Consider the following 11,319-nt stretch of genomic DNA (forward strand, 5'->3'; position numbering starts at 1 on the left):
CGCGGCCCAGGCGTGATCCGAACTGCAGGCCCTGGGCCCGGCGCTCACGAGTCCGCTTCCCTCCTCAGGAAGTTGCTCACCTGGCAGGCGAGGCTGTCCCTGGCCGTGCCGGGACGCGTCTCCGCGTCGTCGGCGGAGGTCTCGTACAGGTCGATGCCGCCCGCCCAGAGGTAGCGCTCGGTCCACTCGTCGTCGACCTTCAGCTGGATCTGGATGTCCACGCGGTGCAGGACGGCGTCGGGGCCCGCGGAGTACAGCACCGCCGTTGCCCGGCGCAGCGGGTAGACGTCGAAGCCCTCGATGAACTGTGAGTTCCGCCAGTCGAGGAACGCGCTCTCGCCGTCGGCGCCGACGCGAATATCGATCTGTCCGTCTTCGAGATGGATACCGAAATGCTCGGTCGTGCGGTTTTCAACGGTCACTCGAAATCTGAAGTAGGTGAGTCCGTCGGCAGCGTCGTCCCGGCCCCGCGGCGGCTCCGCCTTTTCCACCCCGTGGACGCGGACACGCAGACCGGCATGCTCGTCGTACTCCTGCCAGTCCCCGACCACGTTCGGCTCGCGCACAGTCCACCTCTCACCTCAGAGAGCTGTTTCCTATCTGTGCTCCGAACGCAGTGTCAAATGCGCGGAACATGCCGTGGCCAGGGATTTCCCTTTTCTTGATCGGCGATCAAGCCGTGCCCAGCCAGAACCTTTCCCCGGCGGACGCGACGGCATTTCCGTGCGTGCTGCACATCACGTCCAGCGGCGGCTCATCCGTCCGCGCGCAACGTCCGCATCTGCTCGTCGAGCGGCCCCAGCCCGACGTCGCGCCGGCGCTCGTCGAGGGTCTGGGGCCGGCGGATCGGGTACGGGCGGAGGGTCAGGGGATTGACACGGGTGCCGTAGAACTGCGGCCGGCCCTCCTCGACCGCGCAGTGGTCGGCGATATAGGCGTGGTGCACGGCGGGGCAGCACCCGTCCGCCGCGGCCTGGGCGATCAGGTCGCGGCACCTGACCTGGAAGTCGAGATCGGTGGCGTGCAGCAGGATCATCAGGGCTGCCGTCGAGGCGGGCGCGCCGACCAGGTCGGCGGTCGGCCAGCCGTGCCGGTCGACGATCGTCCGGAGGGCCTCGGCATTGGCCTGGCGGCACTCGTGGAGGGCGCCTCGGCACCACGAGGTGGGGTCCACCCGCGCCTGCCGCATGAGGTGCCGCTCCTCGTCCGCCCGGCGCACCAGCTCCGCGGCGAGAGCGGCCGCGAGCTCCGGGACCATCCGTCGCGCGGCCTCCTGATCCTGGCGCATGTCGTCGTCGACCGCGAGGTGCCCCGGGTAACCCTTCACGGCATTCCTTGCAGCACCAGCGCGAACCACACCTTCTTGCCCGAGCCGCCCGGGTCGGGCGGTGCGGTGCCCCAGTCGTCGGCCAGCGCGGCGACGATGGCCAGCCCGCGTCCCGACTCCTCGGCACCGTCCGCCGTACGCGGGCACGGCAGGGCGGGCGAGCTGTCGGCGACCGTCACGCGCAGCTCGCGCACGGTGTACTCGATGGTGACGGTGATCATGTTCCCGCGGTCGGGACTTCCGTGTTTCACCGCGTTGGCGAACAACTCGTCGGTGGCTAGGACAGCATTGTCGCGACACTCGGGCGGCAGTCGCAGATGGGTGAGGTGCTCGGCGAGTATGGCCCGTACGCCCGCCGCGCGCGAGGGGTGGGCGGGGACGGTGGTCCGCAGGAGGTGGGCTTTGCTCACGGGGATCACGTGCGTCACGGGGATTGCGGGACTCACCGGGGTCGGTGCGGACACGGGGATCATGGTTGCCTCAGCGGGCCGGGCCGTGCCCGCGGGCGCGCGGTCGCCCGCCGCGTGGACGTTGTGCGCCGCCGCGTGCACGTCGTGCACCACTGGAGGCGACGGCGCGTGGATGTCCTGCGCCAGTGAGGGCGACGGCCCGCGGCGATGCGCCCTGGATGCCGTCATCGATCCTCCTTCGGATGCAGCCCGGGTGGGGGACGGTCTCGGTGGCTGCCCGTGCAGCCAACACGCCGAAGCGGCGGGTGGACCAGGGGGTATGGGGGTTGTCCGGTTGCAGGCACGTAGTGGCATTGGATGTATGTTCGATCGCGTGAGGAAAGTGAGCGGGGGCCTGACGGCGGTGCGACGGAGCAGTGGCACCGGATGGTCGGGGGTGCGCGGCAAACGCGTACTGGTCACAGGTGGTACGCGGGGGCTCGGCGAACAGATCGTGCGACTGTTGGCCGCCGAGGGCGCGCGAGTGGCGACCTGCGCGCGCACCGCGCTCGACCTGGAGGCGCTGGCCACGTCGATGGACTCCGCCGTGTTCACCCAGCCGCTCGACGTCACCGCGCCCGAGGAGCTGGAAGGATTCGTCGCGGCTTCGGCGAAACGTTTCGGCGGCTTGGACGGGGTGGTGGCCTGCGCGGGGGGTTCTCGCGGGGGCGGCATCGAGCAGGCGGATGCCGAGGACTGGGCGGCGACCTGGGACGTGAACGTCGGCCATGCGGCACGGCTGGTGCGGGCGGCGGTCCCGCACCTGCGGGCGGCGGGCGGCGGCTCGGTCGTGGTGATCTCGTCGATCTCCGGCTGGAAGCCCGGCCCGCACGCCCAGTACGGGGTGGCGAAGTCCGCGCAGATCCATCTGGCCGCCTCGTTGGCCCGCGAGCTCGGCGCCGACGGCATCCGCGTGAACGCCGTCTCCCCCGGGTCGATGCTCATCCCCGGCAGGCGCTGGGACCGCATGCGCAGGGAGGAACCCGAGGCGTTCGCCCGATTCGTGGCGGCCGAGCTTCCGGGCGGAGCGCCGGTCGCGCCGCAGGAGGTCGCCCGCGTGGTGGCGTTCCTGCTGTCGGACTGGTCGAGCGGGATCTCGGGCGCCCACCTGCCGGTCGACCGCGCCCAGAACGCCCCCTCTCCCGACGGGTACTAAGGCACCCGGCGTCCCGGTACCGGTCATGCCACCGCTCCCAGTACGGCGCGCGACCTGCGCTCGAATTCCTGCACCACGGGCTCGTGGCGGCGGGGCTCGAGCCGCCTGCGGAAGTCGCGCAGGGCCTGGATCGACCGTTCACTGTGCACGGTGCTGAGGGTGGCGAGCGCCTCGGTCGCCGTGCCGACGGCCTCGTCCAGCCGGTCCTGCTGGAGATGCGCGGTCGCGAGCACGGAGCGGCTGATGGCCTGGCGCCTGCGCCGGTCCGCGTTGGCGGTGAGCGATTCGCTCGCCGTGCGCTCCGCCTGCGCGGCAAGGCCCAGGTCACGGAAGCACAGGGCGGACTCGGCCTGCAGATAGTGGTGGTCGAGATAGCGCACCCACACCGACTCCTGGGCGGCTCCCTTGCTCGCGTCCAGCTGTCGCTCGGCCAGGCGCAGCGCCTCGGAGGCCTCGTCCGAGCGGCCCCGCGCGGCGTGCCCGCGCGCCGACATGGCGTACAGGCGCATCAAGCCGAGCGGGCTGCCCGATTCCTTCGCGGTGACGATCCCGGCGCGGGCCAGGGCCACCCCCTCGTCGGGGCGGCCGAGGTTGGTGGCCAGATGGGAGAGTCCGGCCAGGATCTGACCGCCCAGCACCCGGTCGCGTCCCTCGGCGCACAGTCGCAGCGCCTGGGTCATATAGCGCTGCGCCAGGCCGTACTCCCCCGCGTCGTACGAGCTCCACCCGGCCATCGCGGCCAGGCGCGCGGCAGCGGCGTACAACTGGCGGCGCAGCCGCGGCGGTGTACCGCGCCGCTGCAGCAGGGGGACTACCTCGGTGGACAGATAGTGCACGATGCTGGTGCGCACTCCGCCGCCGCCGTAGTGGTTGTCCATCTGGTCGAACATCGCGATCATCGCGTGCACCTGCTCGACCGGCCCGCCGCTCGCCACCAGGGTGGGTTCGACGGCGTCCTGGTGTTCCAACAGCCAGAGCAGCCATTCACGCTGAGGGATCGTCAGTGCGGCCGCGACAAAGGGGACCGAGCCGAGGAGGCTGCGGCGGGAGATGTCGGTGGACCCCAGTTCGGCCAGGATGTGAAGGGTTTCTGCCACGTCTTCGCCATAGATGAGCGCCCTGCCTGCAACCGGGCGCTGCTGATCGGAGTGGAAGCCGAGGTCCGCGGGCGACACGGCGCGGCCGAGCCGCTCGGACAGGACGGCGGCGATCAACTCCGGTGTGGTTCCCCGCGGTTGCTGGCCCTGGAGCCAGCGGGTGACCGACGCCTTGTCGTAGTGGGAATCCGTGCCCTGACGGCGGCCCAGCTCGTTGACCCGCAGGGCGAGTGAGGCATAGGAGCAGCCGGCTTCCTTGAGGGCGTCCGCCAGCACCTTGTTGACCCCGGTGGGGGCCTTGCCGGCGTTCCTCGCTTGCCCGTCGGTCACGGTGGTCATCCCGGTCTCGCCTCACGGTCGCGTGCGGCTGCACCCAGACGCACCTGGCGGGACATCAATTCCCGTACGGCCGAGCACAGTTGCGCGTCGTCGCCACGGAGTGTGCGACACGTCACTCGATCACTATGGCGGCCGACACACTCAGCGTGCAACCGGCGTTCTGATAATTTCAGAACGTTTCGCATCGCCCTGTCTCTGTCATCGACCACGTGGCACACTGCACGCTGTGACGGCCGTTCCGGGAGGTAGGACGTGAGCGAGAACCGCTCTGGCGGCAGCGCACCCACCGTCCTGCGGATGGTTCTCGGAAAACGGCTGCGACAGTTGCGGGAACGGGCGGGGGTATCGTTCGAGGACGCGGCACGGGCCATCGAGGTCACGCCGCTGACGGTCCGCCGGATCGAGAAGGCCGAGGTCGGCCTCCGGATTCCGTACGTCCGGGAGTTGCTGCACACCTACGGGGTTCCGGCGGCGGAGATCGACGACTTCCTGGCCCTGGCCAGGGAGGCGAACCAGCCCGGCTGGTGGTACAAGTACCGCGACGTACTGCCGGAGTGGTTCAGCGCGTACGTGAGCCTGGAGAGCGAAGCCAGCGTCATCCGCCTCTACGAACCCCACTACGTTCCCGGCCTGTTGCAGACGTCCGACTACGCCACCGCGCTCATGCGCGTCGGCTTCCCCAACGAGTCGAAGGAGGACATCGCCCGCCGCGTCGCCCTGCGGATCAAACGTCAGGACCTGCTGGCCAAGCCGGACGCGCCCGCGATCTGGGCCGTTCTGGACGAGACGGTGCTGCGCCGTCCGGTGGGCGGGGCCGAGGTGATGCGAGCTCAGATCGACTGGCTGCACGAGGCCCTCGACCTGCCGAAGGTCCGGATCCAGATCATGCGTTTCAAGGTGGGCGCCCACCCTGGCGCCTTCGGACCGTTCCACCATTTCCGCTTCGGCTTCTCCGAACTCCCCGACGTCGTCTACACGGAGAGTCTCGTCGGCGCGGTCTACGTCGACCGGCCCGACGACGTCGTCAGCTATCTCGAAGTACTGGACCGGATGTCCGTGCAGGCGGAGCCGGTCGCTCGGACCAGGGCCATCCTGGGTGAACTGCGTAAGGAGTTGTGATCCATGGGATCCGTCTACAGCGGCATGCCCGCCGTCGATCTGGGCACCGAGGGCTGGCAGAAGCCCTGGAGCGGCACGAACGGCGGGAGCTGTGTCGAGGCCAAGCGACTGCCCGACGGCAGCGTCGCCTTCCGTCAGTCCAGGGACCCCGAGGGACCGGCCCTGGTCTACTCCCGGGACGAGATGACCGCGTTCCTGGAGGGTGCCAAGTCCGGACAGGCCGACTTCCTGATCGCCTGAGCATCCTCCGCGCAGGACCCAGAGGGTGCACCACTACGCCCGCACAACCGGACAACCCGCACGCCTACTCCCGCGGTGCGGGTTGTCCCCCACACACTGAGGGAGTCGGTCGTCTGGGAGGGAGTGGGTGCGGGGATGATCCTCCACCAGGCCCTCGCCCAGTGCCGGACGCTGGTCGTCGAGGGCCCCGACGGCATCGGCAGGAGCGCCCTGATCGCCGAACTGGCCCGCCACGGATTCATGATTCGCCGCTCGCGCGGGGAGCTTCACCATGTGAACCCCACCCAGCCCTACCGCGAACTCCTCGCCGCGCCGGAGCGGTTGGTCATCGACGGCAGCCTCGTCCACGAACTGGTCTACGGCCCGCTGCGCCGCGGCCGCTCCCGGGTGACGTGGATCCAGGCACTCGACTTCGCGGAGGCGGTGGCCGAACGCGACGGCGCCCTCATCCATGTGACGGGCGAGGCGGACGACACCGAGGCGGTCGGCGCGTACGACCGGGCGCTGCGCACCCTGGCCCAGCATGTCCCGGTCGTGACGGTCGAGGCGGCGGAACTGGGCCATCCGATCCACGGTCCAGCCTCCCCTCTGCCCCAACTAAAGGGCCACATACAGGCGTTGACGATAGGTTAGAGACCGACCGCGTGACGTACGGCAGGAGACATCCCATGGCAGACGGCCAGTCCACCCCCGACCAAGAGGCGCTGTCCAAGATCGACACCACGGTGCCGCACTCGGCTCGCATCTGGAACTACTGGATGGGTGGCAAGGACAACTACGAGGTCGACCGGGAGGCGGGCGACGCCTACCGCGAAGTCGCACCGAACATCGAGACCATGGCCCGCGCCTCCCGTGACTATCTGATCCGCACCGTCACCTTCGTGGCCGGCGAACGCGGCATCCGCCAGTTCCTGGACATCGGCACCGGCCTGCCCTCGTACGACAACACCCACCAGGTCGCACAGCGGGTGGCTCCGGAGTCGCGCATCGTCTACGTCGACAACGATCCCCTGGTGCTCCGTCATGCCCAGGCGCTGCTCACCAGCACCCCCGAGGGCGTCACCAACTACATCGACGCGGACCTGCACGAGCCCGAGAAGATCATCGAAGCGGCAAGCCGCATCCTGGACTTCGACCAGCCCGTCGCCCTGATGCTCATGGGCATCCTCGGCCACATCCAGGACTACGAGGAGGCCAAGTCGATCGTCCGCCGCCTCCAGGCCGCCCTGCCCTCCGGCAGCTACTTCGTGCACTACGACAGCACCGACACCGACGCGGCCCTCAAGGAGGCCCAGCAGGGCTACGACGACACCGGGGCGATCCCGTACGTGCTGCGCAGCCCCACCCAGATCAGCGCGTACTACGAGGGCCTCGAACTGATCGACCCGGGCATCGTGTCCTGCCCGCTGTGGCGCCCGGAGCCCGGCACGTCGCCCGAGCCCACGGACGTCCACGGAGGCGTGGCCCGCAAGCCGTGATCAGGACCTTCAGGCCTGTGCCGCCGGTTCGATGTTCTGGTTGAGGCGGAACAGGTTGCCGGGGTCACGGTCGGCCTTGACCCGGGCCAGGCGGGCGTAGTTGTCGCGGTAGGCGGCCCGTACGCGCTCCTGGCCCTCGTTCATCATCATGTTGACGTAGGCCCCGCCCGCGGAGAACGGGTGCAGCGCGTCGGAGTAGTCGACGCTCCACCGCCTGATGAGGTCCGCGTTGGCCGGGTCGGGGTCCACGCCCGCGAATACTGATGCCCAGCCGGCGTCGCGGTAGCTCCACGCGGTGTCCGTCGGAGCGTGGTCGTGGACGGCGCCGTCGATGGGATACAGGTGCATCGTCGACTTCCACGTGGGCGTCTCGGCAGCGAACTTGGCGTGCAGGTCGACCGCGTCGCCCGGGATGTCGTTGACGAAGTCCGCGCGCCAATACCACTGGTCGCCCGGCGGGTAGAGCCCGTCGAACGCGGACTGGATCGCGGGGTGCGGCATCGGCGCGGGGCCGTGCAGCAGTGGCTCGGGGACGGCGTCGAGCAGGGGAGCCATCTCCCTGGCCGCCGCCTCCGGATCGTCCCCGACGCGGCACCACACGACGCCGCAGACCTTGCGCAAGTGGATCTCCTCCGGGAACGGCGGGCCCGGGGGGACGGAGCCGAACAGGAAGAAGGCGTTCAGCTCGCGTGGCGCGTGCGGGAGGAAATCGCGGTAGGCGGTGAGGACTTCGGCGCCGAGTTCGACGGGCCAGAAGGTGGGGCCGGCGACGACCGTGCCCACTTCGTGCAACCGGAACAGGAACGAGGTGACGACGCCGAAGTTGCCGCCGCCACCGCGGATCGCCCAGTAGAGGTCGGTGTTCTCGTCGGCGCTCGCGCGTACGCGCTCCCCGTTCGCCAGGACGAGCTCGGCCTCCAGCAGGTTGTCGATGGTCAGCCCGCACTTGCGGGTGAGGTGCCCGATGCCGCCACCGAGAGTGATGCCTCCGACGCCCGTCGTGGAGATGATGCCGCTCGGTGTGGCCAGGCCGTGCGCGTTGGTGGTGCGGTCGACCTCGCCCCAGACGCAGCCGCCGCCGACCCGTACCACGCGGGCGTTCGGGTCGACCTCGACGTCCTTGAGCGGGGAGAGGTCGAGGACTACCCCGTCGTCGCACGTTCCGAGTCCCGCTCCATGGTGGCCGCCGCCGCGCACCGCAAGCGGTAGGCCGTGGTCGCGGGCGAAGCCGATGACCTGAGCGACGTCCTCGGGGCCGGTGCACTGCGCCACCAGGGCCGGCCGCCGGTCGATCATCGCGTTGTACACGGTGCGGGCCACGTCGTACCCGGAGTCCTCCGGTCCGATCAACTGCCCCTTGAATCCCGTCAGTTCCTGGCGTGCCGCCTGTGCCGGTGTGATCGCCACGTGCATCCCCCGTTCCTGGGGACCGGTACCGGGGTCCCATGTCCGGGCTCCCTGTGCCAGTCTCCCTCCGATGGGTCCGATGCGCCTGTTCTAGTCCGGCTCCTCGCCGGGCAGATATCCGTGCCCGCCACCCAGCTCGCTCCGGGCGGCTACCTACCTTTCAGCGGCCCGGCCACATGCCCAGCTCCACGGCACGGGCGGCGGCCTGGCGTCGGGTGTGGACGCCGAGTTTGTCCAGTACGGCGGAGACGTGGTTGTCCACCGTACGCACCGACACCACCAGCCTCTCGGCGATCTCCGGGTTCGTCAGCCCCTCCGCCAGCAGCCGCATGACCTGCGCCTGGCGTTCCGTGAGGCCGGCGGGGTTCTCCCAGTGCACGTCCTCGACGACAAGTACCGCAGGATGCGGCCCCGTTCTCAGTTCGACCCGCAGGGCGTCGTACACCCGATGGCGGCGCCACCCTCGGTGAGCGCCCGCGCCAGTTCCGGCCCGATGCTTCCCACCAGGCCACGGAACGGCCCGAGCGGCCGTCGCGTCGCGAGGTCGTCGCACTCCCCCAACAGCATGCGCGCCTCGGCGGGCAGCACTTTGGGCAGGGCTTTGACCAGGCTGGACTTGCCGATACCGGCTTCGCCGAAGACGAGCGCCACGGACCCGGCGCCGTCGGCCGCTTCGCGCGCGGCGGCAGCCAGCTGGGCGAGCTCGCGGTCGCGGTCGCGGATCCCCCGATCCACGACGCAAATTGTGGCACGCGCCGCGCTGCCCGGCGGGGCGTCGGCGAACTCGCCATGGTGCGGCGGGATGCGCGGACATACGAAAGTCGCCGAACACGTCGATCAGAATGCGATCGACGCGTTCGGCGACTTCGGTGAACGGGGCGGAGCCGGTTCCTCCGCCATCGGTGGCCGCGCCCGTCGGCTCGGGGCACCGCTTCCGGTGCGTACCCGGTCACCGCAGGGCGTTCACGGCCTCGATGTCGTCAGGGGATCACCCGACGGCCGCGACAGCCTCCGTATCCTCTCGGAGGTCGGCGAGCGCCGGCTCCGGCAGCGGCGCCTCGCGGGGCGCCCGGCGCGCCTCCTGCAGGCTGGGGACGGGTGCGGCCGGAACCAGAGGCGCGCGTTCGGCGGCCCGGGCGCGCCACGAGAACCAGATGATCTTGCCACCGGCGCCCGTGGCGCAGCAGCCCCAGCCGTCACTCAGCGCAGCGATCTGGGCCAGGCAGCCCTGCGGCGCGTTGTGCGGTCGGATGTCCTGGTTGTTGTCCGAGACGGCGGCAATGAGGTGCTGGCCGTTCCACCACATCTCGATGGTCGTGTTCTTGTCCGCCGCGTGCTCCTCGATGGTGTGGAGCAGCGCTTCGGCACAGTGGCAGACGGACTCGACGAGAATCTCCAGGTTCCAGTACCGGAGGTGGGCGGCCAGAATGCGCTTGACCTGTCCGACCCGTTCCGGGCTGACCTCCACGTCGAGGTGGTAATAGCAGGGCACTGCAGCTTTCATCGTCGTTGGCTCCTCACGGCGAAGCTCCCGCTTCTCCTCGCCCTCGCGGGCCGAGCCCCGATCACAAAGCGTGAGCACTGATCGCTTCTGAGTCAGTCCCAGAGTGCGAGCACTACTCCATACGTGCAACACGAGAGCGCCTCCCAATGTGGTTGAAGTCCCAACAAGACGCTCGGTGGCGGTGCGGGCACCATGGGTGAGGGCTCTGACTTCTGTAACGGATCGGTGCCCCTGCGTGCACGGCCCTCACCCGCCATCCCGGCCAGCCGTGCGCGGTCGAGAGAGTGGGAAGGTGACCAGCGTGATGCTGCTGCCTGCCAAAGCCGAGGTCGCCAGGCATCTGGAGCGATACCGGGCCTGGGAACGCCTGCTGCTCGCGGCTCCCGCCGACCACGTGGTGCGGGGCAACTTCGAGAACACCGGGTACACCCTGTGCGTCCTGATGGGGAAGCGCTGCGCGCGGGAGGCCGCGGACGCCGCCGAGCACTATCTGCGGGACCTTCCGGCACGGATCTGAAGCGCAGGTTGAGCTCACGTACGCGCACCACAAGTGGGGCTCGAGGACGGCGGAGGCGAAACGCATGGACGCAAACCCGGACACCGGCCGCATCCCGATCGTGGATGTCCGCCCGGTCGTCGAGTGCGGCCGAAGGCCCGCGAAGGCGGTCGCCGGCGAGACCTTCCAGGTCACCGCCACCGTCTTCGGTGAGGGCCAGGACGCCGTCGGCGCCAATGTGGTGCTGTGCGACCCGAGCGGCCGGCTCGGCCCGTGGACGCCGATGCGCGAACTCGCCCCCGGAAGCGACCGCTGGGGCGCCCACGTCACCCCGGGCGAAGTGGGCCACTGGACCTACCTGGTGGAAGCGTGGAGCGATCCTGTCGCCGCCTGGCGCCGTTCCGCGGAGATCAAGGTCCCGGCCGGTATCGACGTCGGGCTGGTCCTGGAGGAGGGCGCCGCTCTGTACGAGCGGGCCGCCGCCGGGGTACCGGACACAGCGGGCCGGGACACGGTGCTGGCCGCGGCGAACGCCCTGCGCGACGAGTCCCGGCCACCGGCCGCCCGGCTCGCGGCCGCCCTGACCGCGGAGGTGGACACCGCCCTCGCGGAGCATCCGCTGCGTGAACTCGTCACGTCTTCGCAGCCGTTGCCCCTGCTCGTGGAGCGGGAGCGGGCGCTGTACGGCTCCTGGTACGAGTTCTTCC

General features: G+C 70.1%; 14 protein-coding genes and 1 pseudogene. 7 read left to right on the forward strand and 8 right to left on the reverse strand.

The window, feature by feature from the left end; translation table 11 throughout:
* Window positions 1-44 precede the first annotated feature (44 nt).
* The 3 genes from ACIBK0_RS37490 to ACIBK0_RS37500 form a co-directional block, all read right to left on the reverse strand.
* On the reverse strand, window positions 45-566 hold the full coding sequence (locus tag ACIBK0_RS37490; protein ID WP_399089959.1) for a hypothetical protein: 522 nt from the start codon (window positions 564-566) through the stop codon (window positions 45-47).
* Window positions 567-754: 188 nt separating this feature from the next.
* A complete protein-coding gene (locus tag ACIBK0_RS37495) occupies window positions 755-1,288 on the reverse strand; it encodes a DUF6624 domain-containing protein (RefSeq protein WP_399090001.1) in 534 nt (177 codons plus the stop codon).
* A 35-nt stretch (window positions 1,289-1,323) separates the two neighbouring features.
* On the reverse strand, window positions 1,324-1,965 hold the full coding sequence (locus ACIBK0_RS37500) for an ATP-binding protein (protein ID WP_399089962.1): 642 nt from the start codon (window positions 1,963-1,965) through the stop codon (window positions 1,324-1,326).
* 154 nt (window positions 1,966-2,119) lie between these two features.
* Here ACIBK0_RS37500 and ACIBK0_RS37505 point away from each other — a divergent pair, with 154 nt between their 5' ends.
* Entirely contained in the window at window positions 2,120-2,932 is an 813-nt protein-coding gene (locus ACIBK0_RS37505; protein WP_399090004.1) for an SDR family NAD(P)-dependent oxidoreductase, read from the forward strand.
* Between the two features lie 23 nt (window positions 2,933-2,955).
* Here ACIBK0_RS37505 and ACIBK0_RS37510 read toward each other — a convergent pair whose 3' ends face one another.
* A complete protein-coding gene (locus tag ACIBK0_RS37510) occupies window positions 2,956-4,368 on the reverse strand; it encodes a hypothetical protein (protein WP_399089965.1) in 1,413 nt (470 codons plus the stop codon).
* Window positions 4,369-4,620: 252 nt separating this feature from the next.
* Between ACIBK0_RS37510 and ACIBK0_RS37515 the strand changes: the two genes are divergently transcribed.
* The 4 genes from ACIBK0_RS37515 (at window position 4,621) to ACIBK0_RS37530 (ending at window position 7,205) form a co-directional block, all read left to right on the forward strand.
* Entirely contained in the window at window positions 4,621-5,487 is an 867-nt protein-coding gene (locus ACIBK0_RS37515; protein ID WP_399089968.1) for a helix-turn-helix domain-containing protein, read from the forward strand.
* A 3-nt stretch (window positions 5,488-5,490) separates the two neighbouring features.
* Complete coding sequence (locus ACIBK0_RS37520; RefSeq protein WP_399089971.1) at window positions 5,491-5,727, forward strand: DUF397 domain-containing protein; 237 nt, start codon at window positions 5,491-5,493, stop codon at window positions 5,725-5,727.
* A gap of 135 nt (window positions 5,728-5,862) precedes the next feature.
* Window positions 5,863-6,360 (forward strand): hypothetical protein, encoded by a 498-nt coding sequence (locus ACIBK0_RS37525; protein ID WP_399089974.1) that lies wholly within the window; start codon window positions 5,863-5,865, stop codon window positions 6,358-6,360.
* A gap of 35 nt (window positions 6,361-6,395) precedes the next feature.
* On the forward strand, window positions 6,396-7,205 hold the full coding sequence (locus tag ACIBK0_RS37530) for an SAM-dependent methyltransferase (RefSeq protein ID WP_399089977.1): 810 nt from the start codon (window positions 6,396-6,398) through the stop codon (window positions 7,203-7,205).
* A 9-nt stretch (window positions 7,206-7,214) separates the two neighbouring features.
* Here the strand turns inward: ACIBK0_RS37530 and ACIBK0_RS37535 are convergent, their stop codons facing one another.
* The 4 genes from ACIBK0_RS37535 to ACIBK0_RS37550 form a co-directional block, all read right to left on the reverse strand.
* Window positions 7,215-8,612: an FAD-binding oxidoreductase gene (locus tag ACIBK0_RS37535; protein WP_399090008.1), complete on the reverse strand. Its 1,398-nt coding sequence runs from the start codon at window positions 8,610-8,612 to the stop codon at window positions 7,215-7,217.
* Between the two features lie 160 nt (window positions 8,613-8,772).
* On the reverse strand, window positions 8,773-8,991 hold the full coding sequence (locus ACIBK0_RS37540; RefSeq protein WP_399089980.1) for a LuxR C-terminal-related transcriptional regulator: 219 nt from the start codon (window positions 8,989-8,991) through the stop codon (window positions 8,773-8,775).
* A gap of 38 nt (window positions 8,992-9,029) precedes the next feature.
* Window positions 9,030-9,347 carry an AAA family ATPase gene (locus ACIBK0_RS37545; RefSeq protein WP_399089983.1) on the reverse strand — a complete coding sequence of 106 codons (318 nt, stop codon included), beginning with the start codon at window positions 9,345-9,347 and terminating at the stop codon, window positions 9,030-9,032.
* A 253-nt stretch (window positions 9,348-9,600) separates the two neighbouring features.
* Complete coding sequence (locus ACIBK0_RS37550; RefSeq protein ID WP_399089986.1) at window positions 9,601-10,116, reverse strand: pep a2; 516 nt, start codon at window positions 10,114-10,116, stop codon at window positions 9,601-9,603.
* Between the two features lie 304 nt (window positions 10,117-10,420).
* Between ACIBK0_RS37550 and ACIBK0_RS37555 the strand changes: the two are divergent.
* Window positions 10,421-10,612, forward strand: a pseudogene (locus ACIBK0_RS37555) (DUF5133 domain-containing protein); the annotation flags it as partial.
* Window positions 10,613-10,697: 85 nt separating this feature from the next.
* Window positions 10,698-11,319 (forward strand): maltotransferase domain-containing protein (locus tag ACIBK0_RS37560; protein WP_399089989.1); only part of this gene is annotated, 622 nt, incomplete at its 3' end.

The sequence above is a fragment of the Streptomyces sp. NPDC050564 genome (assembly GCF_044457265.1).
Classification (GTDB): domain Bacteria; phylum Actinomycetota; class Actinomycetes; order Streptomycetales; family Streptomycetaceae; genus Streptomyces.

Coding starts and splice junctions, on each gene's coding strand:
- ACIBK0_RS37495 (WP_399090001.1), bottom strand. CDS start 1,288: ATGCGCCAGGATCAGGAGGCCGCGCGACGGATGGTCCCGGAGCTCGCG.
- ACIBK0_RS37500 (WP_399089962.1), bottom strand. CDS start 1,965: ATGACGGCATCCAGGGCGCATCGCCGCGGGCCGTCGCCCTCACTGGCG.
- ACIBK0_RS37510 (WP_399089965.1), bottom strand. CDS start 4,368: ATGACCACCGTGACCGACGGGCAAGCGAGGAACGCCGGCAAGGCCCCC.
- ACIBK0_RS37520 (WP_399089971.1), top strand. CDS start 5,491: ATGGGATCCGTCTACAGCGGCATGCCCGCCGTCGATCTGGGCACCGAG.
- ACIBK0_RS37525 (WP_399089974.1), top strand. CDS start 5,863: ATGATCCTCCACCAGGCCCTCGCCCAGTGCCGGACGCTGGTCGTCGAG.
- ACIBK0_RS37530 (WP_399089977.1), top strand. CDS start 6,396: ATGGCAGACGGCCAGTCCACCCCCGACCAAGAGGCGCTGTCCAAGATC.
- ACIBK0_RS37550 (WP_399089986.1), bottom strand. CDS start 10,116: ATGAAAGCTGCAGTGCCCTGCTATTACCACCTCGACGTGGAGGTCAGC.